Annotated in this window: 21 protein-coding genes; 2 read left to right on the top strand and 19 right to left on the bottom strand. The window is 38.4% G+C overall.

Features of this window, described 5'->3' with window-relative positions; all coding sequences use genetic code 11:
* Nucleotides 1-73: 73 nt before the first annotated feature.
* Nucleotides 74-868, bottom strand: coding sequence for an alpha/beta hydrolase (locus WDJ61_RS07970; protein WP_338754305.1), 795 nt, complete (start codon nt 866-868; stop codon nt 74-76).
* Nucleotides 869-985: 117 nt separating this feature from the next.
* Nucleotides 986-1729, bottom strand: a complete 744-nt coding sequence (map, locus tag WDJ61_RS07965; RefSeq protein WP_338754304.1) for a type I methionyl aminopeptidase — start codon at nt 1727-1729, stop codon at nt 986-988.
* A 204-nt stretch (nt 1730-1933) separates the two neighbouring features.
* Here map and WDJ61_RS07960 point away from each other — a divergent pair, with 204 nt between their 5' ends.
* Nucleotides 1934-2611: a family 16 glycosylhydrolase gene (locus WDJ61_RS07960; protein ID WP_338754303.1), complete on the top strand. Its 678-nt coding sequence runs from the start codon at nt 1934-1936 to the stop codon at nt 2609-2611.
* A gap of 55 nt (nt 2612-2666) precedes the next feature.
* On the opposite strand, the gene WDJ61_RS07955 is transcribed toward WDJ61_RS07960, so the two are convergent.
* The gene (locus WDJ61_RS07955; protein WP_338754302.1) at nt 2667-3305 is read right to left on the bottom strand and encodes an HAD-IA family hydrolase; all 639 of its coding nucleotides are present in this window, start codon (nt 3303-3305) and stop codon (nt 2667-2669) included.
* A 344-nt stretch (nt 3306-3649) separates the two neighbouring features.
* Between WDJ61_RS07955 and WDJ61_RS07950 the strand changes: the two genes are divergently transcribed.
* On the top strand, nt 3650-4390 hold the full coding sequence (locus tag WDJ61_RS07950; RefSeq protein ID WP_338754300.1) for a TIGR02206 family membrane protein: 741 nt from the start codon (nt 3650-3652) through the stop codon (nt 4388-4390).
* Between the two features lie 125 nt (nt 4391-4515).
* Here the strand turns inward: WDJ61_RS07950 and WDJ61_RS07945 are convergent, their stop codons facing one another.
* The 16 genes from WDJ61_RS07945 to WDJ61_RS07870 form a co-directional block, all read right to left on the bottom strand.
* The gene (locus WDJ61_RS07945; RefSeq protein ID WP_338754298.1) at nt 4516-5259 is read right to left on the bottom strand and encodes a S8 family serine peptidase; all 744 of its coding nucleotides are present in this window, start codon (nt 5257-5259) and stop codon (nt 4516-4518) included.
* Nucleotides 5246-6907, bottom strand: coding sequence for an ABC transporter ATP-binding protein (locus WDJ61_RS07940; protein ID WP_338754296.1), 1662 nt, complete (start codon nt 6905-6907; stop codon nt 5246-5248). The genes WDJ61_RS07945 and WDJ61_RS07940 overlap by 14 nt, the downstream gene beginning before the upstream one ends.
* 11 nt (nt 6908-6918) lie before the next feature.
* Nucleotides 6919-7911, bottom strand: a complete 993-nt coding sequence (locus tag WDJ61_RS07935; protein ID WP_338754295.1) for a U32 family peptidase — start codon at nt 7909-7911, stop codon at nt 6919-6921.
* Between the two features lie 14 nt (nt 7912-7925).
* Nucleotides 7926-8858, bottom strand: a complete 933-nt coding sequence (locus tag WDJ61_RS07930; RefSeq protein WP_338754294.1) for a hypothetical protein — start codon at nt 8856-8858, stop codon at nt 7926-7928.
* 57 nt (nt 8859-8915) lie between these two features.
* Entirely contained in the window at nt 8916-9989 is a 1074-nt protein-coding gene (locus WDJ61_RS07925; RefSeq protein WP_338754293.1) for a hypothetical protein, read from the bottom strand.
* A complete protein-coding gene (locus WDJ61_RS07920) occupies nt 9989-11446 on the bottom strand; it encodes a radical SAM/SPASM domain-containing protein (protein ID WP_338754292.1) in 1458 nt (485 codons plus the stop codon). Before WDJ61_RS07920 ends, WDJ61_RS07925 begins: the two co-directional genes overlap by 1 nt.
* An 8-nt stretch (nt 11447-11454) precedes the next feature.
* Nucleotides 11455-13086, bottom strand: coding sequence for a quinohemoprotein amine dehydrogenase subunit alpha (peaA, locus tag WDJ61_RS07915; protein ID WP_338754290.1), 1632 nt, complete (start codon nt 13084-13086; stop codon nt 11455-11457).
* A gap of 14 nt (nt 13087-13100) precedes the next feature.
* Entirely contained in the window at nt 13101-13421 is a 321-nt protein-coding gene (qhpC, locus tag WDJ61_RS07910) for a quinohemoprotein amine dehydrogenase subunit gamma (RefSeq protein ID WP_094836489.1), read from the bottom strand.
* A gap of 65 nt (nt 13422-13486) precedes the next feature.
* Complete coding sequence (locus tag WDJ61_RS07905) at nt 13487-14971, bottom strand: aldehyde dehydrogenase family protein (RefSeq protein WP_338754289.1); 1485 nt, start codon at nt 14969-14971, stop codon at nt 13487-13489.
* 23 nt (nt 14972-14994) lie between these two features.
* Nucleotides 14995-16053 (bottom strand): zinc-dependent alcohol dehydrogenase family protein, encoded by a 1059-nt coding sequence (locus tag WDJ61_RS07900; RefSeq protein WP_338754288.1) that lies wholly within the window; start codon nt 16051-16053, stop codon nt 14995-14997.
* A gap of 194 nt (nt 16054-16247) precedes the next feature.
* The gene (locus tag WDJ61_RS07895) at nt 16248-18116 is read right to left on the bottom strand and encodes a sigma-54-dependent Fis family transcriptional regulator (RefSeq protein WP_338754287.1); all 1869 of its coding nucleotides are present in this window, start codon (nt 18114-18116) and stop codon (nt 16248-16250) included.
* A 214-nt stretch (nt 18117-18330) separates the two neighbouring features.
* Nucleotides 18331-18711, bottom strand: a complete 381-nt coding sequence (gene mscL / locus WDJ61_RS07890; protein ID WP_338754285.1) for a large conductance mechanosensitive channel protein MscL — start codon at nt 18709-18711, stop codon at nt 18331-18333.
* A gap of 136 nt (nt 18712-18847) precedes the next feature.
* A complete protein-coding gene (locus WDJ61_RS07885; RefSeq protein ID WP_338754284.1) occupies nt 18848-19003 on the bottom strand; it encodes a hypothetical protein in 156 nt (51 codons plus the stop codon).
* Between the two features lie 134 nt (nt 19004-19137).
* Nucleotides 19138-21087, bottom strand: coding sequence for a beta-propeller fold lactonase family protein (locus tag WDJ61_RS07880; RefSeq protein WP_413789066.1), 1950 nt, complete (start codon nt 21085-21087; stop codon nt 19138-19140).
* Between the two features lie 15 nt (nt 21088-21102).
* A complete protein-coding gene (locus tag WDJ61_RS07875; protein WP_338754282.1) occupies nt 21103-23178 on the bottom strand; it encodes a hypothetical protein in 2076 nt (691 codons plus the stop codon).
* 176 nt (nt 23179-23354) lie between these two features.
* Nucleotides 23355-25538 carry a PAS domain S-box protein gene (locus WDJ61_RS07870; protein WP_338754281.1) on the bottom strand — a complete coding sequence of 728 codons (2184 nt, stop codon included), beginning with the start codon at nt 25536-25538 and terminating at the stop codon, nt 23355-23357.
* Nucleotides 25539-25737: the final 199 nt, after the last annotated feature.

Raw genomic sequence — 25737 nt, 5'->3', positions numbered from 1 at the left:
TAATTGTTACGATTTAATAAAAAAGACCTCTCCATCTTTGTGAAGAAGCCTTACATTTATTTTCTCCGTTTTATTACTGGGCTTCCTTAATCTCTTTTCCACCATTTAATAAAAAATCAATAGAAGCCTCATTAAATTCTTTGCTTTTTTCCACATTGCATACGTGGCCACAATTATTAATTAACGTAAACGTGGCATATGGATCTTCAGAAATATCCTTTTGAAGCTGCTTAATAAACAAATGGTCTTCTGATCCTGAAATGTATAGTTTCGGCACTCCTTTTGAGCTTTCTGGAACACCTCTATACACATCTTCTACTGTATCAACTAGGTTGAACCAAGCAAGAAAATCAGGTCGCTTCATTTTCGTGGCCTGGCTAATAAATAATGATCGCGATCTCCGGTTCATTTTACCTGGCATAATGATATAAGCACAAAGCTTATAAATCCATAAAAAAGGAGTGAATGATTTAATCATCTTTCCTATCTTAATCAAAAATTTTGAGAAGAGGTTAAAATGCGTAATCGCTCCTCCCATCACTGCTGAATACACCCGTTTTGGCGCTATTTTAAAGATTGAATGAATCACAATCGTTCCTAAAGAAATGCCGATGAAATGGGCTTTTTTGATTAATAAATGATCGAGGACCTTTAACACTTCTTGGGCAGCTACCTCAATATTAAAATTTTTCTCGTCTTCTACACTTGGGCTCTTTCCATGTCCTTGAAGGTGCACAGCCAGTATATTAAAATGTTTTTTCAAGGATTTAAGATTACTATAAAAGATGCTAGAATTTCCACCCATACCATGAATGAGCACTACATATTTATCCGAATTAGCATGTTCATATAACTTATAATCTAACAATGAATTTAACTCCTTTACTAAATGAGAAAATTGTCGATTCCTTTAAGGATACATTATTTTATTGCTCTATACAATAAAAAAGCTGAATCTAATGGTTTGAAGATTCAGCTTTTCTTATTATTTTGTTAAAATCAGCGGTTCACCTTTTGTAATCACAATCGTATGTTCGATTTGAGCCACTAGGCTACCATCAGGTGTTTTGTAAGTCCAGCCATCTCCACCTTCAACAATCATTTCTGCTTTTGTTGAAACGAACGGCTCAAAAGCAATGACCATACCTTCTTTTAACAAAGCATTATCCCATGGATCAAAATAGTTCAAAATATGATCCGGTGCTTCATGAAGGGAGCGGCCAATTCCGTGTCCTGTTAAATTTTTGATGACCGTAAACCCTTGTCGGCGAGCTTCATTCATGACAGCTTTTCCAATTTGATTTTGCTTAGATCCTGCTTTTGCTTTCGTTAAACCATGTTCAAAGGCCATTTCGGCCGCTTGGCATAATTTTGTTAAAACAGGGTCCCCTTCGCCAACAACGAAAGAAATTCCTGTGTCTGCAAAATATCCATCGTAAGATCCTGAAACATCAATGTTTACAAGATCTCCTTCTTGAAGTACCCGTTCTCCAGGTATTCCGTGAGCGACTTCATCGTTGACACTAATACATGTGAAGCCTGGGAAATCATACTCACCCTTTGGACCAGAAACGGCCCCATGCTTTGCAAATAATTCTCCACCTAATAAATCTAATTCTTTTGTCGTCACACCAGGCTTTGTCGCTGCACGCATCTCATCACGTATTTCAGCAACAATCTTGCCAATTTTTTTTAGAGCTTGAAGCTCTTCGTCATTTTTAATAATCATGGAACTCTTCCTTTTTTAAAATATCTCTTTTATATTACTATACAGAAATAGGATGAACTTGAAAAGTCTTTATTATTCTTATATTATATTTATTGCAAACGCATTTCGTTACCTTTAATTGTGTAGCGAGAGAATATTCGATACATTTTACTTATCATTAGCATGTCGATACTAAAAATATTTACTTTAGGATTAGAAATGAGAATGAAATCAAAATTATGGATTTTTATGTTAGTGTTATTTGTTGTTGTAGTTGCCATCAATTCTTCTTGGATAAAGAATTGGATGCTTCTTAACACCTCTCGGACAGTCGAAGACTTTGAGACATTTGATTCTACTAGGTGGGAGGTTAGAGAGGAATTTCCACTTGGGCACGGCTATTTATTAGCGGATCAAGTGAGCCACCAACCTGGAAAAGTGGTTCTTTCGCTTTCTGATCAAGAGGGAAACGGTGGGGAGATTCGCACGAGAGAAACATTTCAATATGGCCGGTTTGAAGCCACCATTCAAGTAGCTGATGCTCCGGGGTCCATCACTGGCTTTTTTCTTTATGCACCACCCGATCTTTATCATGAAATTGACATTGAGATATGGAATGATTCTAGCGGAAAAGTGCTGTTTACCGTTTATAAAGATGGAAAAGAAGCGAAACAAGCTACTTACCAATTACCCTTTGATCCAACTAAGGATGCTCATCGTTATAGAATCGATGTGTTACCAAATGAAGTGAGCTTCTATATTGACGGAGAAGCAGTACAATCATGGAAAGGGCAATTCAGTTCAAAGAAAATGCAACTAATGATCAATAGCTGGTACCCTACTTGGTTGAATAAGCAAGTAGCAAAACAACCGAAAACAACAATTGAACAAGTGAGCTATTAAAAGGATACCCACTTTTGAGTGAGTATCCTTTTGGTTTGCATATAGCGAAAATGGTTCAGCTTACACTCAATTTAGATACAATCGGTAGTATTTCTTTTGGCTTTTCAGCAATATAATCAGGGTTTGCTTTCAAAGCCACTTCAGCAGCATCATAACCCCATCCGGCCCAGATGACTTTAATGCCCGCTTTACTGCAGGCGGTGATGTCTCGCTCTTCATCACCGACATATAATGCGTCAGACGGCGTCAACTTATACTTATTCAACAGCTTTTTAATCATTTTGTCTTTGCTAAAAATAAACTTAGAACATAAAATTTCATCAAAATAATCCACTTGATGTGTTTTTAAAGATTGACTAATAATATCCTTTGCATTTGAAGAAATAATAGCTAGCCGGTAGCCTTTCTCTTTTAACTCATCTAGCAGTTCCTTAATACCAGGAAAAAACTGAAAACCAATATTGGACTCCCTAACATAACGATAAATCTTTGGGGCGGCGAATGGTATGTTTCGTAAAGGAAAATTTAAATACTTGCATCGTTCAGGAATAGACATCTTGCTTAAAGGCTCAAGATCAGATTCCTGAACGATCCGATAACCTTCCCGTTCTGCCATTTCATTATATGCTTCAATAAAAAGCGTTAATGAGTTCGCTAATGTTCCATCGAAATCAAATACAATATATTTCGGCATGAGTCACACCACTCCTTATTTGATTGCCTCACTTATCCTCAATTATATCAGCATTTCCAACCATTCACACCGATTCCGCTTTTAATTAACAATGAATTAACAAATAAAGTGAATCGATCACGCGATGACGCTCATCTATTGACTGCTTGCTCAACATGGCAGAAGAAGCGTAGGCATGTTAGCCTTTGTTCTTCTTTTATCAGTGGGGGATGAAGAAAATCCCCACTGATTGAAGTTTCACTTTATTAAATGCTTCTACTATTACATTCGTTCATTTATTCTTCGTATATAAAAACGATCATAACAAAATATGTTAAACTATTTTCGTAGAGGGAGGGAAAAGTATGGATTGGTTCGGTGGGAGTAATGAGCAATTTCATTTTCAGATGTTTTCAGCTAGTCATATAGCTATTTTACTTATTTTAATTTCAAGCATCGTTTTTATGTACGTTTTTAAAAATTATTTAAAAACACTTGAACTAAAGTATGCGGAAATTGGCATAGCACTTTTTTTATTAACATTGGAAATCACCTATCATGTTTGGATGATTGTAACGGACAGTTGGAACCTCAGCCATTCACTTCCATTAGAATTATGCAGCATTAGTTTATTTTTAACCGTTATTTTATTAATAAGTCAAAAGAGAATTGCCTATGAAATCTTATTATTTACTGGTTTATTAGGTGCTTCTCAAGCGTTATTAACACCGTTTTTAACTTTTGATTTTCCGCATTTTCGTTTCTTCCACTTTTTCATCACTCATATGATTATTTTTTGTACACCGCTTTATTTTACTTGGATCAAAGGATATCGACCTACCATTTATTCTGTTTTCAAAATGATCATCTTCTTAAATGTGCTCATGCCTTTTATCATGATCATTAACCGAATCGTTGATGGCAATTATTTATACTTACACCATAAACCAAAAGGGACTAGCCTACTCGACCTTTTAGGCCCTTACCCTTGGTACATCGTCTCCTTAGAGTTCCTCACCTTCGGATTAAGTTTGATTATTTGGCTCATGTTTAGAGAAAAGGAACGAACAATGAAGGTAAAAGGAACATTTCAGCGAGAACTTTAATCAACCAAAAGAGCATCGAACTCTTATCAAGAAATAAGTTAAAAAAGATAGCTAAATAAAAGGACATTACATATTTTACATGGCTAATATGTAATGTCCTTTAATAATTATAGTATAGTTAATCCTCAGATGCTTCTTTCCTGTACAGCCTGCTGTTCACTCAGCTTGATGAACAGCTGATTCATTTCAGAGATCGTCCTTGCCTCTGGATACTTTTCTTTGACCTTAGCAATTACCCCCGTCACATGAGCCGCGGCAAAGCTATGCCCTTGATAGTTAAATTTTTGCAGCGGTCCTTCTAACTCTCTAGGAACGCCTGCTGTTTGAAAATGAATAGGATCATTGGGCGAAAAATGAAAGACTCCTCTTCTCCCACTCTTAGCGCTTCGAACGGCATAAACCGAATGATAGTAGCCTGGCCAATATAAACCATTTTGTTCATCACATGCTGATACAATCAAGATGCCCGCTTCATTCGCCTGCTCACAAATGTGACGAAATGCTGGAATATCTTGATTGACGCCTAAGCTAAGATTTATAATATCCATTCTCTGCTCAAGACACCATTCAATCGCTGCACATAGCACTTCAATATACGTAGTGAGTCGATCATGAAAAATTTTCACAGCCCATAGTTCCGCCTCTGGAGCCTGCCCTTTAATGACTCCCGCAACAGCGGTTCCATGTCCAAGATCATCTTGAAAGCTTTCTTCCATCACAATCTTGCCGACATCATTCACCCGAAAGGCTATACCTCCAGTCACTTTCCCAATATGCGGATGCCATTCATTAATTCCACTATCAATGTGAGCGATTTTAATGCCCTGTCCATTTCCCCACTCTTCTTCATCCATGCTAAATGGATACATGTTCACTCGCCACCCTTCCTCTCATCGGTTTCCATTCAGTTTTAGATAAATCCACTACGCGATCTAGCCATGCTAAATGATCATGGCGATGGGTGATGAAAATGACGGTTTTATTTTGCAAATGCTCTTGCAGCCGCTGAAACAATTGGCGCTCTGATTCTGTATCCAAATGGCAAGTCGCCTCATCAAAAATATACATATCAGCCTCTTGCAGTAATGCTCGAGCCAGCAAAAGCCGTTGCTTCTGTCCAGCTGATATCGTGAGACCACGCTCACCAAGCTGTGTATTCATCTTCTTAGGCAATGAATGAATCCAGCTAGACAACCCCATTAACTCTATTACTTGTTCCAATTCAATTGCTGTGGCTTGTTTCTTGCCTAGTCTTAAAAAGTCTTCAATCGTCGTACACCAAACAGGGTGATCATGTGCGACTAAGCAAACTTTGTTATACCAACTTGCTTTAGAAAATTCACTGATATTTTTATCGTCTAAGTAAACCGCCCCTCTGACAGGTTCATATATTTGTGCTAGTAACTGAGCAATGGTGCTTTTGCCCATCCCATTCTCTCCAATAAGGCCCACTTTTTCTCCTGATTTAATTTCAAGGTTAAACTCCGTTAAAATTGGCTGATTGGGATGATGAAAAAAAGAGACCTGGTCAAAGCGAATCGTATGAAATAGCTGTGGAACATCTTTCCCCTCGACTTGAATATGTGGAATATGAAAGAAATCGTTTACACGCTGAATCGATGCTCGACCTTTTTGAAACTTCATATACAGCTGGGCCATACCTTGAACAGTGGCGAATAGGCTAGCTTGATACGCCATAAAAGCCAGCAAAGTCCCTAGCGTCATCTCTCCGCGCATCACTTGTTGCCCTAAAAATGATAGCATAAAAACAGCTGACCCCATTAAAACGAACTGCGGAATTCCTTGTGCCCAGGCATTCGTAAACATCACTTTCATATTTTGCTTATTAATATCCTCTAGTTCCTCTTTAAACTGCTGTTTCAGCTGTTTTTCGATATGGGCGGTACGGATAAAATTCATAGATGAAAATGTCTCGTATAGAAAACTTTGATTTTTCGCTGATACTTTTCGAAATTCCATTTGGTTGATAAAAATCAGCCGACGAAACTTTTGAACACCTATCACTAATAAAGGCATAAACAGAAAGGATAACAATGTTAAACGCCAGTCCAAAAATAATAATAATGCCACGTTAAAGATGAAAGTTAAGCCAATGGTGAATAGCTGCAATACATTTTCTGTGTAAAGACGCTGTATTTCTGTTATATCCTCGTTCATTCGAGATAAGATATCTCCCGTTCGATTTTTGGTGAAGAAATCAAACGGGAGATGCAACAGGTGATGATAGAATGTTGTTCGCATATCGACCATGATATGCAAACTCATTCGAAAATAAAGAAACTTGGTGAAGAGAGCCACGCCATAACCAACAGCTGCTACTGCAATCGCTAATGTTAAAGTAAGCGAGAATGAATACCGTTTAGCAATCAATACTTCATCAATGAAAAACTTCCCAATCATTGGCTGTATCGATGTAATAAATGTCGAGAGGAGCCCCATGACAAAAACGAGTAAAAAGATGAAACGATATGGTTTGATGAAAGAAAAAATATTCATCTTTTTTCACCTCAGCGATAATAGCACATAAGCCCAGAATCACAATATTGAGGCTGATTGCGAATGTTTCTCGCTAGTTGCTTTACTTCCTCTTCCCCTGCTTGTTTCCGAACATGATCGACCACCGCTTTAACCATCTGTATACTAGCCAACTTTCTATAAGGCGCTCCTTCACGGCCGACAATCTTTAGCGAATCGACACCTAAATGAAATAGTTTTTCAAGAGAACATAAACCACAAGGTCCAAGCGGCAGTCCATCAGAAGCAATTTGACAATTACAATCATTAACAAACCAAACAAACTCCCGATAATCATTTACTTGCTCAATCAACTTCTCCATTTCTCGGGAAGACAACTGCTTATTTCCATCCGCATGAAAAGCTTTATATTCCCATTGTGACTGTGCACAGAAGGCTCCTGCTGAATGAGTGGTCATACAAAAGCTTTCTTCATAAACACAACCGTCATTCAAAATAAACACCTCTAGCTCGATATCTCCAGCGGATTCTTTCAATTTAGGAATTTCATTTAATTGAACACTTCTAGGGAGAACGATTCTCTCCACCCCTATTTGCTTATACAGTTCAATACTCCCAGTATTCATCGGGGCGGCTAAACTGCTCACATGTATAGCAGCTTGAGGCACTTTCTCCTTCATGGCCATCATTAATCCTAGGTCACTGACGATAAACGCTCGAACGCCAATTTCTTCCGAACAATGCTTAATTAAATCGATCAACATCGGATATTGTTTTTCCATATAATAAGGAGCATTTAACGTTAAGAAAATCGGGATGTTATAGCTTTCTGCTTGTCGTACCGCTTCTTGTAAATCTTGAAAAGAAGGAAAGCCGGCGTATGGATTACGCCGGTTGATCCATACACCTGGTGAGTACTGTTTCATCCATTCATTTGGAGTAATGCCACAGTAAAATTCTTCCGCTCCATTTTCAGCTAACATCTCTACTTCTTCTTTCGCTCCAAGCGGTGCTAAAATGTTCATTTTTTCCGCCTCCTTTAGACAGGAATCCTGATACTATATACAGCTCTAGCATTTTCAATCGTTTGCAAACTAGAAAATCCTGCCTTGACCAATCCTTTATCATGGCTATAAAAAGCGGTCGTTCCTTTTTGAAATACACGGCTTTTCATATCTGTATGAAGTTTATTTTTCAGTTCAAAAATATATAGCTGACATTGTTGTTTACATTCTGGATCGCCACGGAACTTATCCGTTTTATCCGTATCCATAAACCCCACCATACAAGCGCTTCCGCTAGCGACACAGCCAAACGGAAAATGCAAGCCAATCGTTTGCTCGGCCTCGTTCGCGCTTAATGAATTTCCTTGAATTAATTGATCAAATTCGTATCCAGTTACCTTTCCATCAGCTAAAAACTGTTTAAAGGCTGTGGCAAACAAACCTGTATTCTTAAAAAAGTCTTTTCCTTCTTCCGGCGCATTGCTTTCATTGTAATGATGCGCCACGCGCGGATCGCGAATCGATTTATTTAATAATCGGCCAATAACTAAGTGAAGCTTTGGAAAATGTTTTTTCGTATAGTAATAGACGCCCCAATCATTGATGATCACTTCAATCGTTTCCTCTTGCTGCTCGGCCTCTTCATTTAAAAAAGCTAATAGCTCATGAAGTTGCTGATATTTTTCCTCATGTACATATGGAGTAGCAAAAGAGAAATCTAGATCATTTTCTGAGCAAAACGCCAACGCTTTCTTAAGATTTTTCAAAGAAGGAATGCGGTATTGACAAAATTCCGACCCAAACACGATTCGGTCAGGGGTAGATACGTCTCCAAACACCTCCTTCCACTCTTGAAAAAAGGTCTCCTGAAGTTCCGCTTCTATTTCATTTTGCGATTCAATGGGATTCCAAGGTTCTTTCACATGTTTTAAATCTCTTATGGATTGAATAGCCACAGCAAATTCCATGAACCAACCTCCTCTGTACCTTTGTCACATTGCTACGATTCTTAGAAATCACCTTTATCATTTGTTTTGAATTTTAATTACTTTCAGATCTAGACTATCGGTCGGGATGGTCAGTTTTTTCTCTACCTGTAAGTCTTTATTAGCAATAATAAAGTCATTTCCCGCACCGCTAAAGTATAATTTTTCCTCATCCGCACTTAAATTCACCCCATACATACTTCCAACTGGCGGTGTGGCCTCCTTCACAACCTTTTGTGATTTTATATCCACCTTATACCATTTATTTAAAGTCGTATAAGCAAACTCCTCTTTTTGATCGATCACAGCGGAAAACATTCCGATAGGTTCGCGATCGTATTCAAGTGTTTTCAATTCTCCAGACTTTAAATTCATCCACATAATCCCTTCCGTTACTCGTCCGTCAGGGTACTGCTTCATTAACGGAATAGAGTTAATTCCGTTCTCACCCCGTGGAAATAACATCAGGAAGTTACCTACCCCATCTTCCTTGTTTTTAGGATGCTTCACTCCTTCTTTTAATGTTAGTTTCATATTTTTTAGATTTAATTCATGAATGTCATACCCCCAAACATAGATGGTATTCGGATCTCCTTTCTTAAATTGAAGGACATGTGTGCCATAAGGAGCCTCCACGCTACGCTTCTCTTCTTTACTAGCAATATCAATTTCTATGATCTTGCTAGGGTGAGTTTTAAAACTATTCCGTCTTTTCTCCCCTTGGGTCACGAATGCATACGCTTTTTTCCCATCAGGTGAGATGGTGCTTCCCCATACACGACGATCTAACAAACCTTGATCCGTTCTTGCTTGGAGATTAATTTCAGACGTTATTTTATTTTGCATCGTATCTACTACATAAAGCGATTTCCGGTCATTGGCTAAAAATAAGCCTGTCCTGCCATCTTCTGAGAAACTCATATCTCGAACAGGCCCTTTTACTTTGATACTTTCCATTACTTTCGGAACAGACGGATCAATAGGGATGATTTGTCCATACCCTGAAATATAGACTCTTTCCGTATAATCTTCTTCTGCGCTACTGAGAGAACTTGTGCTTCCGATGATTAGCAATAAAGCTAGTATGAAGAATGTAGCTGTTTTCTTGACCATTAGTTGCTCACACACCTCTCTTTTGTGACACCACTGATTTTCTCTAAAAATGTAGGGTTTTGTTGAGAAATTTTCACATACGCTTTCAATCCGATCGTGATCCATTCATGCATCCAGTTACAGTAATGGGCATTAGGGGCTCGGTAATCTCCTTGTCTTTCCATCGCCTCATAATAACAGCCGCCAGAGCAAATATGTTTTAACGCACAAGATTGACAAGTAGGCTTACGATCCACATGAAGCTCGTCTAACATGCTCGCTCTCTTTTTCTGATCAATTCCAAAGAAAATATCTCCCATCCGGAATTCTTCATTTTCATTGAAACGATGACAAAGGAACAAACCGCCATCCGGACTGACCGCAAAAAAGCCTAGCCCCGCTCCACACCCATACGCTTTATTCGTTCCGATGTGCAGTTCCTTTAAAAGATTTGTTAAATTTGAAAATCCAACGTATTCATTTTTTAATGCATGTTCAACAAATAAATCAGTCAGTTCTTCAAATTGGCACAATAACTCCTTTAAATCTTCATCATCTAAAGCAAGATTCATGTTTGTCTCAGTGACAGGGGCAAACCCCACCTCGTAGAACCCTTTAGATAAAAGATGTTTTAAAGATGTTTCCAGCTTTTCAAAGTCTTTAACGACTGTGACGCGAGTGCCGATTGGAGCAGAATGGTGAATATTCATTAGTTTTTCGACGTTTTGACTGACACGATCATACGAGCCTTGTCCTCCAGCCAGCGGCCGATGTCGGTCATGAGCTTCTTTTGTTCCATCCATACTGACAGAAACCATGACTTTGTACTCGTTGAGAAAAGCCATTTGTGCTTCTGACATTTTACTTCCATTCGTTGTTAAAGAAAAACCTACGCTTTTCCCATGTTTTGTAGCTTGTAATGTTGCCTGCTCCACTACATATTTCAACGTTTTCCAATTTAAAAAAGGTTCTCCACCAAATAAAACAATATTCACTTCTTTTTCATCAAAGCTGTTTTCCATTAAAAATTGGATGGCTTGATCTGCTGTGTCAACGGACATATACTTTTGTGGCGCCCCGTATTCTCCATCTCCTGCATAGCAATATGTGCAGCGTAAATTACATTCATTCACTAAATGAAAAACAAGCGTTTTAACAGGCATATTGGCAGTTGTTGACGGCGGGGCAGGAGTGCTGGAAAAACGCTGTTCATTATAGGAGTCTCGTTGAATCATTTCCATCTGCTCAAGCTCGGTTAACACCTCAGCAAATTGTGGATTCTTTTGCAACAAATAATGTTCTGAAACAGTCCGTGTATCAGCTACACGTTCTCCATGTTCATTAAATGTTTGAACCATATTTTTAGATAGCTCATCCAATTCAAGAATATTTCCTGTTAACCCATGAAATAAATATTTCTTATTTTCGACTTCAAATTGAATATAATTAGTTAGTGCGACGTTTGCGATAGCGGCCAACTCCTTTATTAGTGAACATTATTCACATAGTCTGGTACAGTAGAGATATGATGTGTTGTAGCTGTAAAGCTTTTTCCATCAATCGTCACTTTTGCTTGTACCGTAGCACTTCCTACGTTTTCTTGAACAAATTCTCGAGCCTCATTTAGCCCTTCTGCTTTCGGTGTATATAAACCATTTTTAGCTAGTTCACCAATGTATGGACGATCATCCCTTGAGGCATTCTTTTCTGGATACGTTAACAACGACCACTCCGCATCCACCGGGCCAAGATTCAAGTCATCTTTTGACTCTTTCTTCCCATCTTTGCCGTTGCTGTAAGCATAAGCGACATATTGAATGCTCACTTTATCCATCGGCCCTGCTCCTCCCATTCGGGAAACACCGTAAGCTGGTTCAACTTTTATATAATCTGCTTGATCATATAACATCCACTTTTCATGAACGTTAACCTTCTCCCCATTTAAAGCAAAAGCTCCTATTTCGGCTTTCTGGTCAACTTTCATTTCAACTTCTGCTTGATCATCAGATATGGCTGTTAAACTGACTACTTCTACTCCTTTAGGTAAGGATAATAACTCTTGTTTTAATTTCTTTAAGTTCATCCCATAAAGGGTCACTTTGTTTGTTTCTCCTTTTTTCAAAGCAAAAGGTTCTGCATGAAAAATTTCTGGTGTTTCTGATTGAACTTTGTAATACGTCTCTTCTGCTGTAATACCAAGGTCATCTACTTTAGACCAATCACCTTTAATGACGTTTTCACTCGTTACATTGTACGTGCCATTTATTTTGTTCTCTCCCTGCTTATAGTGCGAACGTAACATATATCCAGAGAACATCTTTGTATCTCCGCTAAAATTTTCTTCCTTTCCATCTTTAATAAAGCGGACTTTCTTCTCCTCTGTGTAACCTTTTTCTGACTTTGAAAATTCACTGTCTCCAATGTAATAGCCGTTCGTTCCTTGAAAACCAGCTACTTTCCACTTTCCTGTTACATCGTATTCTTTTCCTTTCCATTTCTCCCAAGCCTCGGATTCTTCTCCATAATTTTTTGCTAAAAATTCAAGTGCTTTTTCCGATTCCTCTGGCCAGTCCATATGGCGATGATTTAAATAAATCGATGGATACATAACTAGATGAAAATCCTTCAAATTCTTCCACTCTTCTTCTGTTCTTCGCTGAGCTTCAAACCTTCCAGCCGCATGGCACCCAATACAACTTTGAGCAACACTTTCGTTTTCAGGCATAGGTTCGGAATAAGATGGTTTATTCGCTAGCCAATATTGCACCTTCTCTGCCTCTTCAGGAGCTAATCCTCTTTCTCTACTTAAATCTGTTACTAGCTGCTCTCTTTCTTCATCCGTGATTTTCAAGCCATGAATTCTTTCCATTCTTGAAATGGTTTGCGCCCATCCTTCCGGCGTTTTCCGCATGTATTCAATTCGTTCCAGTTTACCGGATTGATCTACTGCATGGCAGCTGACACAACTTTTCTCTACTTGCTTACTGACAAGTACATCTGATGAGACAGTTTCTCCTTGCTCGCTTTGTTGCTCTTCGATGGCAGAATCCGAACAAGCAACTAACAACCATATAAAACCGGCTATAATACCAACCATCATGATATATTTTTTTCTCATGGCATAGCTCCTTCTTAAGGTTTCACATACGTTAATTTTCGCCAATCATTCGCAGCGACAGGGCATTCATCTGCCCAACTGCCGTAATTCGTTAATCCATCTGGTACTTGGGCTGCCCACCAGCAATCACCGTAACATCCATAAATGTCTTTATAGTGCGGTTGGCATACCCCTTCTAAACTCATTCCCGAAAAGTCCGTTTCCCATCCTGGATCAAACAAACTCGTACATCCCATTGGAAGCAACGCTAATCCTTGTACCTCTGGCTTTTTTTCAAGGTCAACCGTTTGTTCAATCATCTTGCCTTTGAAATTCAAAGGTTTAATATGTTTCATTAAAACTACTCCTTTCTTCATTGTAGAAAAGCTGGCCCGCTATAAGCGGACCAGACTCTTCCAGATTATTCGTTTAAGTCAACCCATACACTTTTCACTTCTGTGTAAGCATTTAAAGCGTAAGAGCCCATTTCCCTTCCTAAACCGGATTGCTTAAATCCGCCAAATGGACTCGCTGCATCAAGAGCGTTATAGCAATTGACCCAAACCGTTCCCGCTTTAATTCGCTGAGCTAAATAGTGAGCTCTTTTTACATTTTCCGTCCATACGCCTGCCGCTAAACCAAAATCCGTGTTATTGGCACGCTCGACTAAATCATCTAAATCATCAAATGGCAAGGCAGAAACAACTGGTCCGAAAATTTCTTCTTTCGCAATCGTCATGGAATCGTTTACATCAGCGAAAATCGTCGGTTGAACGAAGTATCCTTTATCAAACGGTACTTTTCCACCTGTTAAAATTTCCGCTCCTTCTTCTTGTCCTTTTTGAATATAGGACATGACGCGCTTTTGCTGTTCGTCTGAAACGAGTGGTCCCATTTCTGTTTTTGGATCAATTCCTTGTCCTTGCTGAATTTTTTCAGCATGGCTTACCATATCTGCTAGGAAATTATCATATTTCTTTTTCTGAACAAACAGTCTAGAACCTGCACAGCACACTTGTCCTTGGTTAAACATAACACCGAATAAAGCACCTGGTACCGCTTTGCTAAGGTCAGCATCCGGTAAAATAATATTTGGGGATTTCCCTCCTAGCTCAAGCGTGACTCGTTTAAGTGTTTCCGATGCTTGTCTCATAATGGATTTACCAACCGGTGTAGAACCAGTGAAGGCAATTTTATCGACTTCTGGATGGTTCACTAATGGGGCTCCTGCGGTTTCTCCAAAACCAGGAACTACGTTGATCACACCATCAGGAAAACCGACTTCTTGAGCGAGCTGAGCTAAATAAAGAGCCGATAATGGCGTTTGTTCTGCCGGTTTTAAGACGACTGTACAACCTGTTGCCAGTGCAGCTCCTAATTTCCACGCTGCCATCAGTAATGGGAAATTCCAAGGAATAATTTGTCCAACTACCCCTACAGGCTCATGACGAGTGTAATTCAAATAATTTCTGGCAACCGGAATCGTTTGTCCCATGATCTTCGTAGCCCATCCAGCAAAATAACGAAAATGTTCAATCGCAAGCGGCACGTCCGCTGCGGATGCTTCACGAATAGGCTTTCCGCTATCTAACGTATCAAGCTGTGCTAATTCGTCTTTATGCTCTTCCATTTTGTCAGCCAATAAATAAATCAATCGGCTTCGTTCCGCTGCACTCATCTTTGACCATGGCCCACCGTCAAACGCTCGTCTTGCGGCTTGAACAGCTTGTTCAATATCTTGCTCCATCGCTTCACTTACAACGGCAAGCACTTCTCCTGTTGCTGGATTATATGTTTCAAATGTTCTTCCTGAAGCGGACTCGACCCACTTTCCATTAATGAATAGCTTTTTCGTTCCTTTTAAAAACTCCTTTACACGTGGTGATACGTTGATTGTTTTTTCCATTTAAATCTCCTCCTTATTTTTATTTAGAAACGATCAATAATAACTGATCCTACAGTTCCGTACTCATGCATAGACGCTAGCACATCGCTTGCTTCTTCTAGAGAAATCGTTTTTGAAATGAGCTTTTCTGGATGAAGCTGGCCGCTTTCTACCATCGCAAGCAAGGCTTTATATCGATGAGGCTGCATTCCTAACGAACCTTTTATTTGCAGTTCTTTCGCAACAATTAAGTCGGTCGGCAGTGCAACCATGCCCCCCTCTTCTTTAGTCGTTAATCCTACTTGAACGTGAGTACCTCTGTTTTTTAAACTCATAATCGAATTTCGGCAAGTTTCAGCAATACCCAATGCATCTAACGTAATATCACTTCCGCCACTGGTTATATCCATAATGGCTTCAACCGGGTTCACTTCCCTTGAATTGACTGTCTCCACAGCTCCAAGTTGTTTGGCCATTTCTAGCTTTTGATCATCAATATCTACCACAATTGCCCTAGCTCCTAGTGTCGAAGCTACTTGAAGAGCAGCTAAGCCTACTCCACCACCTCCGTAAATGGTAAAGTAGTCGCCAGCTTTTACGCCTGAAATATCTGTTACTGCGTGGAAGCTTGTCATAAATCGACAACCTAAGGAAGCAGCCGTAGTGAAATCAATGGATTCTGGTAAATGAACTAAATTTTGATCGGCTAGAGGCACTCTAGTAAACTGAGCATAAGAGCCATTGCAAACAAAACCGAAAACCGTTATATTTTCACACACATTTTGATGTCCCGTTTGACAACAATCACAACTCCCACATCCTAGACTAAAGGGAATAACGACTCGATCTCCTTTTTTGAAACGCTTTACATTTTTTCCGACCTCTTCAATCACTCCCGCAAACTCATGACCGAGAATATGAGGCAATTCAGGCTTTAAACCCATCCATCCCCAATCACCAACCCATCCATGCCAATCACTGCGACAAACTCCATTGGCTTTCACGGCAACGATCACATCATCAGGGCCGCACTCAGGGTCCGTCACATTTAAAACTTTGAGCGGTTTGTTGAATTCCTCCATTACGGCAGCTCTCACCTTCATTCCCCTCCTTAGATTTTTGACAACTCACCCTCTAGCAGTTCAATCCTTAAATGTCTATGAGCTCATCTATATAAATGCAAATACTATGCCAAAACAAAAAGATTGATTATTACATATTTTCAAACCATTTAGAAGCTCGATTGTTCAAAAAAATAAACAAACTGTTCAAATGCGTTTGAACAGTTTGTTTATTTTCAGTAGGATATATTGTATTTTCTCAGACGATTATACAATGTGCCTCGCGAAAACCCGAGCATCTTGGCAGCTTTTGTTACATTAAAATTCGTTTGCTTCAACATTTGAATAATGTTTTCTCGTTCATGTTTTTCCCCACTTATGTCTTGTAGCTTATTTGTCAACACAGATGGAATGAATACATGTTCTTGCAAATAATCTGGTAGGTGATGCATTTCAATTATATGCTCATCCACAAATAATATGCTGTATTCAATCACATTACGAAGCTCTCTGACATTGCCCGGCCAGTCATAGGTTTGTAATACCTTTACAACCGACTCACTGAATTGGATACGTCTAGCCGGTTGACACTTTTCTAAAAAATAATTGGCTAACAGAAGAATATCTTCTTTTCTTTCTCTCAGCGGAGGGATTGGTAAGCTGATCACACTTAATCGGTAATAAAGGTCTTCTCGAAAAGTACCCTCTCGAACCATTTGTTTTAAATCACGATTTGTAGCTGCAATAATTCGAACATCCACTTTTCTAGATTTATATTCTCCTACTCTTAACACTTCTTTTTCCTGTAACACTCGTAAAAGCAATGGTTGAACGGTTAACGGAATTTCTCCAATTTCATCTAAAAATAAAACACCGCCATCAGCCGCTTCAAACAATCCTTTCTTTCCTTCTTTTAATCCTCCCGTAAAAGAGCCGGGGGCATAGCCAAACAATTCACTCGCCGCCAGTTCATGGTTAAGAGACGAACAATTAAATGTAATAAATGGCTTCTCTTTTCTTCCACTTAATTGATGGAGCAATCGACTAAACACTTCTTTTCCAGTACCGCTTTCTCCAGTCAGTAAAACCGATGCATGGCTTGGAGCAACCTTTTCAAGTTTTGATAATAAAGATTGTAATGGAGCGCTGTGACCAATGACTCCGTTTTCTATTTGAAATGTTTTATTCGTCATCTTAGAAGTCATTGAAGGAGATGTTTTCTTTGGAAGTTGAACAATGATCCCTATTACTTTTTGGGTGTGAACGATAGGGTGTATTTTCCCATGAGGTTGTCCATGTAAAAACGGTATAGATTCATTGACTCGATCTACTTTTCTGTTATTTTGTAACTGATGGAAATATGTAATCCAATCAAAATCAAATTTCCATATATAATGAAAAGGTTCTGAAGCACGATTGGAAGCAATCATTTCTCCTTGATCATCGAAAACAATTAGCCAATCATTCTTGATTTCTTTTCTCTTTTCATTAAAACGCTCTTTAAGTACATTATATTTTTCATACAAACGATTCATCATATCTAACTGAACTCCTTCAACAATCGCCTTTGTCAGCAATAAACTTTGTTTATGGAAATGTTCATCATTGCTCGTCAAATCAAGGATGCCTATTACCTTCTTTTTAACTGGATGAAAAATCGGGACACCTGCACACGAAAATGCTTTCCAAGCATCGCAAAAATGTTCCGCTGTATGAATCGTCACCGGCTTTTTTGCAGCTAATGCGGTGCCAATGGCATTGGTGCCTGTCACTTCTTCCTGCCAATTTGCTCCTGGATAAAAGTTGGCTTCCCGTAATTGATCATGTAACTTTCCTTTCATCCTTACGCCAATCATTCTGCCGCTTTCATCCGCTAACCCTAAAGCATAGCAGTCTTCAATCTCCCTCTCCATTCGGGAATAGACGCTTGAAAAAGATTGATAAAGGTCACCACAGTGTTTGATTTTTTTAATATCCTCCTCGGTTAACACAAGAGGTGCAGAATTAAGGGTTTCTGATACTTTGCTTTTTCGACTTCTTTTCCAAGATTCAGTAATCGTTTTCGATACCTCTTGATTCACTAAACGAAAATGACTATTCCTCATTCTGAATAACCCCCTTCTACCATTCTTTTTCCATACTTACACACTTGAATTAAGAGTATCTCATTCGCAATATTCCGTCAATTAAAGCGACAAAGGATCACTCCATTAGACAATCTTCTTCTATATTGGCGATTGTTTTTGACTCATTCGTGCAAAATGGCCATTTGCACGAAATTAAAAATAGAGCAAGAGATGGATCTCTTGCTCATTGAAATTATTTTTGCGCCTTTAATAAATCCCGAATTTCTGTTAACAGTATTTCCTCTTGAGAAGGTGCTGGTGCTGCTAGTTCCTCTGCTTTTTCTTGCTTAGAAGTTAGTTTATTAAACAGCTTGATAAAAAGAAAAATGGAAAAAGAAATAATTAAAAAGTCCACGATTGTTTGAATAAACACTCCATATTTAACAGTCGCCTTATGATAGGTAAAGGCTAAATCAGTAAAGTTGACTCCTCCAAGAAGTAATCCAACAAGCGGCATGATAATATCTTCAACAAGCGACGTCACGATTTTACCAAAGGCTCCACCGATAATCACCCCGACTGCTAGGTCAATAACATTCCCACGCATAGCGAATTCCTTAAACTCTTTTAGCATAAAATCCCCCCATTCAAGAATAATTCCTCTCTAACTATAGCAAAAAATAGAGAGAAATAAAGAAAAATATTTTTTAGACATTGTCTAATTTAACAACTCACAATCAACAAAAAAAAGCAGGCGATCCACCTGCTTTTCATTCACGATCTTGTTTTTGTTCTACTCTCTCTTCTATTCTTCTAAATCTTTCATTTCGTCTTTTCTCTGAAAAAAACAACCCTGTAAATAGAGCGATGAAAAAAACGGGTATAGCAAACACAAATAGTTGCATGAAGCCATTCACCATGTTCACTTGTCCCACTCCCTTTAGTCTTTTCTTCTATTTTACCATAAATGGAAGTGAGCCCTTGCTCTTTTTCAATTTATCCGCATTAACAGGCTATAAGTCCCTCACTGATTGAAGTTTCACTTTATTTGATTTCATTTTTACTCAATAGATTTGACATAAGCCGCAATTTTATCAATTTCTTCAGCTGATAGCTCGGGAGCATTGTCGTAATTATGTCTCGTCACAGCTTCCTCAATGGTTTTCGCACTCCCATCATGAAAATAAGGTGCCGTTGCCCATACTCCCCTTAAAGTAGGTGTATCAAATTTCTTGTCATCTCGTTTATTTGTAAACTGGGCACGTCCATCGCCATCTGAAGGCTGATCTTGATCAGATCCTGTCCCAATGTCATGCAGAAATTGAGTATTGTCTGTCGAAAGGTTTCCGTCTTTTCCAATAGCCTGGACACTATCTGTCATCATTTTTCCCCCATGACAGCTTAAACATTGACCTTTCCCTTCAAACAATATTTTTCCTGCTTCGGCATCCGCTGTTAGCTCACCATTTTTTCTATATGGACTTTTAGGTACAGGGAATGAATTAGGATCCTTCAAATAAGCAAACATCGCATCATACATATGCTCTACTTCTTTTGGAAGAGGCTTCGAAGGATCATAATCCATCATCCCTCCCATTTCTCCTTGGACGGTCAATAAATAATCTGTGAAATCATCTCGACTTCCATCCCACATAAACAAACCTGTTTCCGTAGTTAATACATTAGACGGAATATTTCGAGGACCTTTTACTGTACTAATCGACAATCCATTGATTTCCCCATCCGCATGACAGGAAATACAACTCATCCAATTATCCCCGGTAATATCAGTTGCATATTCATCGCTATTTCCGCTGTAAAAAATAGTTTTACCTTCCCTAACAAGAGGGTCTAACGAATCTTTTTCAATTAGTTTTATATTTTCCCCAGCCATTTTTGCTCGCCCATAACTACTGTCTCCTCCAGTATCTATGGTAGCCAAATCATGACTCATCGCATTATGAACAAACAGCGTCTTTCCATCTGGGGATAAGACGGCCCCTCTTGGGTTATCCCCTTCAATTCGCCGCAAGACCTGCACCGCATTTCCGCCTCGTTTTAAATCAAAAACAACAAGATCTTCACTCCCGGACATAACAACATAAGCTTTGCTTCCATCCGGTTGGAAGACGATATCATACGGGTTTGATACAATCATCGTTTGGTTTTGTCTATCAGTCACATTAATTTCTTCAAATAGCTCTTTTCGTTCTTCTACTTTCTCCTTTTCCTTTTCTAAATCAATCACTGAAATAGCTGGAAAAATGGTTTCGTCAAACTGAACAGGCGTATCTGTATTCGTCAGTAAGTGAGATACCCAAGCTGTTTTTCCATCCGGAGAAATAACAAATTGTTCAAGTGTATTCGGTGTTCCCTGGCTTTTCTTTCGATTAGACTGATCCGGAGATGAAGCTAATGTAATCGTATTGGATACTTTGTCTTTTACTGTATCGATTACCTTTATTTCACCATTTAAGTAATTTGTCGCGTATAGTTTTTTTCCATCTTTTGAAATGGCCAATGTGCGAGGTCTATCACCGACTTCGATGTTCTTTACTTTTTCAGACTTCAAGTCAATGGCTGAAATATTATTCTCTCGGTAATTGGCTACATATAATTTCTTTCCATCCTGACTCGTCATTAGTCCGTATGGCTCTATGCCCGTTTTAATAGAATCGACCACTTTTTGTTTCTTTACATCAATAACGTCTACACGATTATCATACCTGCAAGAGACATATAAAGTTTCTTCATCAGGAGAAAGTACTAATTGAACCGGTTGCTTACCTACTTCAATTTCGTTTTTCACTTTTTTCGTTTTACTGTCAATCATCGTTACAGTATCCACATCGATATTCGCTGTAAAAATCATCTCTGATTTAGTTGACATAATAATATCATTGCTACTTGCTGCTTGTTGACGAATAATATCTTCTTTTTCATTTGAACATGCGACTAGCGCCCCTATCATAAGGAGCGCGAGCGCAAATAAAAGGTTCGTTTTTTTCACGATTCATACCTTCTTTTATTTTTCTTTTACTTCAACAGGTACAAGCACTGGAGAAATTCCATATTTCCCATGTCCTGCTTGAATTTGTGGTACATTGTCTCCATCTGTGTTTCCAGACTTATCATCTGACTTGTAGAAATCACCTGTATCCCAAAATTCACTTGTTTGCATTCCTTCTTCTAGTGAAGGACCATCAATGACGAGATTATAGAAGTCATTATAGCGATTAATAATCGTTTCTACTTCTAACTCTTTATCTGTTTCTTTCGCATTTTGATTACTTAAATTTTGAATGGCAATTCGATACACACCAGATAAAGCACCCGCTGTCTCTGGATCCCACTTCATCTCGCCTTTTTTCGTTTCTAAAATGTTCAATTCTTCGTTGAAGAACTCTTTTTCCATCGTTACGTATAATTCGCGAGCTGCTGACCGATATTTTTCATCCTCTGTTGATAAATACGCCGCTGTTAATCCTCGAATAGCCCCTAATTGTGCTTTCAATGAAGCTTCTTCACTAGCCCCTTTTCCAATTTCATATTGGTCAGCGACTAAGCCATTTTCAAGCATCATTTTATTCAAAATAAAATCGGCTTGTTTTTGGATCATGTCTTTCGCTTGCTTCGCTTCTTCTGTACCTAAACCTTCTGCCGCTTCTCCGCTCGCATAACCGACTGGCAATCCATCAATCGCCCGTTCAAAAATACGCATCGCTTCCATCGAATAGCCCGCTTCAAACGCATCTACTATGTTATTTTGAGATTTGCCGTCATGCTCCGTTACAAACGCTCCTTCTTTCTCATTAAAATGCATCGCTTTCATATTTTTAAATACATGTAAAGCGACATCTTTATTAACAGAGAATGGATCATTAGCTAATTGATCATTTTCAGCCATTGTGTCAATATTGGCTGTATTCGCTTGTGGAAACGGTTTTCCGTCGAATAAAGCTCTAAATGAAGGAGCCACGTTTTTATTTTCTTGACGTTGGTCTGTCATACCATAAAATTCAGCTGCAGGCCAAAGCATCATCCATTGGTCATGTAACTGACTCGTTGCATCGACCACTTTTAATGACTCGGCATTCGCCGCTTGATAATTTCCGTTTTCTTCCACTTCAATCGCATGAGGTAAATAAACAAGGCCTTTTGATGGATCATACTGACTTCCAAGACCAGCCTCTGTTAATTTTCCTGATTTCGCATCTAAAAATAAGCTCGAACGAATATATTGTAATTTATTCCATATTTCTTCCGTTAAAATTGCCCCTTGCATCCCATCTGCAGAGCTAACCCCAAGAGCAATATTAGGATCATCATCATCATTAGCCGTTTCTCCAGCTAACTCTTCATCTTTGTCAATCGTATGGAAACCACCCATAAAATCTCCTGCCCATAAAGCCTGTTTTAAGAATACTCCACCATAAGCGGCTGGAGAAAGGATTTTGTCCATTTTGTCACGATCCCAACGCAAAGATTCAAAGTTTACTTGATACATAGGAACATAAGTCCCATCGTCATTAGGTGCATATTCTCCAGTATCTACTTTTTGAGTATAATGTGGGTCTCCTGTTGCATACTCAATAAACGTCGGATACATATTCGAAAATATTTCTTCTCTCGGATATCCCACGGCATCAGCTAACGAATAAAAGCGCTCCCCTAACACTTCTTCAGGCTTTTTACCTGATTCTTTAGCCATTTCTTGAACCGCTGGGCCATGTACTAAATGTAATCCTAAGCCTGATTTTTCTACAACTTCATACATCGCCTCCTCTGAATACTCATAGGATTCAATACCAGCAATGTAATCAAAAGGAGTCGGCTGATTAATTTTCTTAGGGTCTAAAACATCAAGATCAAGTCCCAGTCCCTCTGCTAAAGGTTCGCCAGACAATTCAAATTCGCTGTATGCAAACATATTATCAGCTGTATCAAATGTATAATCTTGCACTTCTACAGTCGCTTTCTGCTCTTTATCATCCGTTTTACTATTACTTTCAGACGTTTCACTATCTTTTCCACAGCCAGCGATAAACATTGATGCGGCAAGAGATAGGCTCGTTACAACTTTCCACGGCATTTTCTTCATGATTCTTTTCTCCTAACTGTTTTCAACTATTCACATAAATTACTATTTTTCATTCTACTACTACTGAAAATGATTATCAATATCTTTTTTCTATTATTAGGCGATTTTTATACGTCTTATTTGTATATATAAATATTCATAAAAAAAAGAAGCGAATAGCTTCCTTTGTCAAAAGATTACTTATTTTCTTTATATACAGGTAAAGAAATAATCACCTTTGTCCCTTTACCTTCTTCGCTTTCAAAAGAAATGGTTCCTTTATGATTTTGGATAATTTTAAAACTCACCATTAATCCAAGACCGGTCCCCTTTTCTTTATTAGAATAGAATGGTTCACCGAGCCTAGCAATCCGATCCTTTTGAATTCCGATCCCTTCATCTATTAGTTCTATTATCACTCTATTATTGTCATACTTTGTTAGCATTGTAATAATCCCGCCATTAGGCATCGCTTCTAAAGCATTCTTGATTAAATTGATGATCACTTGTTTAATTTGCTTCATTTCTCCAAATATTGTTGGTAAATTAGCAGCCAACGTATTAACAATATTAGCGTTATGAAGTAATGCTTCAGGTTGCATAAAAATCATGACTTCATTTAATATTTTATTCAAATGAAGTTTTTCCATTTTCAGTTCTTGATGAGGTTTGGCTAACATTAAAAATTCATTCATAATAAATTCAATTCTTTGTAGTTCCGACAAAATAATGTCGCTATACTTTGTTGGACTTTCCTTTCCCCACAGCTGGACAAATCCTTTAATTGTCGTTAATGGATTGCGAATTTCATGAGCAATCCCAGCAGCTAATTGTCCCACAGCCCCAAGCTTGTCTCCTTTACGAATTAAAATATCTTTCTCTTTCAGTTCAGTAATATCTTCCAGAACACTAATGATACGCTTCGGCTGATTCGCTTGATTGGAAATAACTGTTTGTCTTGATCGAATCCAACGAACCTCACCGCTCGGTCGAATCATACGAAACTCAAACTCATCAGGTGCTTCTTTAAAATGAGTAATTTGATGGATGACATACTCACGATCTTCTGGATGGATCGTTTCAATATATTGAAAGTGATTTTGATACAAATCCGATAAAGAACGTTTCCATATTTTCTCAAATGCCTTACTTACATAAAGCAATTCAAACCCTTCTACATTATGCACGCAAAATACTTCATTAATATTTTCTGTAATCTCCCTTATTTGTTTTTCACTTTCCTTTAATTTTTGCAAATTCATTTGATAATCTGTAATATCCCGTGTATTTACTGCAAGGCCTGTTAAAGATGGAAACGTACAGATTTCAAAATAACGTTCATAAACCTTACTGTAAACTTGAAAACGTTGGGACTCTTGCGTATTCATGGACTGCTTATAATAATGTTCATAGATGGTTCCTTTTATCTCAGGAAAAGCATCCCAGAAATTCTGCCCGACTAGGCCCTCTTGATTTTTCCCCCACATATTTGCAAACACATCGTTGACATAAACAATATTCCAATGATCATCCACAAAGAAAAAAGCTTCTATAATGCTCTTTAATATATTCTCCAGACGATCATTTGTTTTTCTTAGCTCCTTTTTCCGATTGATTAGCTCTCTCTTCGCCTCCACAAGCATGGAATGATCTCTACTAATCACAGAAAGGGCGACAATCTTTTCTTCATTCCGGATCGGTGAGGCTGTTATACTCACAGGAATCATGGATCCGTCTTTGCGCAATCTCATCGTTTCATAGTTGACCATTTTTTGTTCAGATAACACTTTTGTTCTGATCTGTTGAAATTCACTGTAAAGAGCATCTGGAATAATAGGTAACGTTCGCCCTTGTACTTCCTCATTTGTCCACCCAAAAATCTTTTCAAAGGCTTTATTAACAGCGATAACGTTTCCCTCTAAGTCTATAAGATCGACTGCATCATCTGTGTTTTCCCAAAACGATTGCAAGTATTGGTTCGATTGAATTAATTCACTTTCTAACCGCTTTTGTCGGCTAATATCCTGCCCAATGATTAGAACCATTTTTTGTCCAGCCATTGAAGCAGCATTCCAAGACATCCAAGCATAACCACCCTCTTTACAAAGACAACGATTCTCAACAGTTATTAATTTCCCGCCTCGTATAACTTCTTCAAATTGTTCGCGTGTACTTTCTTGATCAGAAAAATGGATGTATTCAGAAAAATGTCTCCCAATAAACTCATCCTTATCATAACCTAACACTTCAACTAACGCCGGATTAACAAATTGAATCACTCCATCATGATCAATAGCTAGAAACATATCTTTTGTCATTTGTATAAACCACTCGAATTCTTCAGTAGAAACGAGTGAAGAATTAAAAATCACATTCCCCACTTTTTATACCCCTTTCTTTATAAAATGTTAGAAACTCTTTTGTGGTAAAGGGGCAGAGCTACCATCATCACTCCGCTCATATAACCTCTTAAAAAACAAACTATTTGTTATAGTTTCAGTTCATCAACTACCATTAAATTTAGCAAGAGCTTTCGAAAAAAAATTAACGAAATATTGATACTTTTACAAATAAATATTA

The organism is Bacillus sp. FJAT-52991 (assembly GCF_037201805.1).
Lineage (GTDB): Bacteria > Bacillota > Bacilli > Bacillales > Domibacillaceae > Bacillus_CE > Bacillus_CE kandeliae.
Note: the sequence above shows the minus strand (reverse complement) of the source record. Positions and strands in the feature narration are given on the sequence as shown.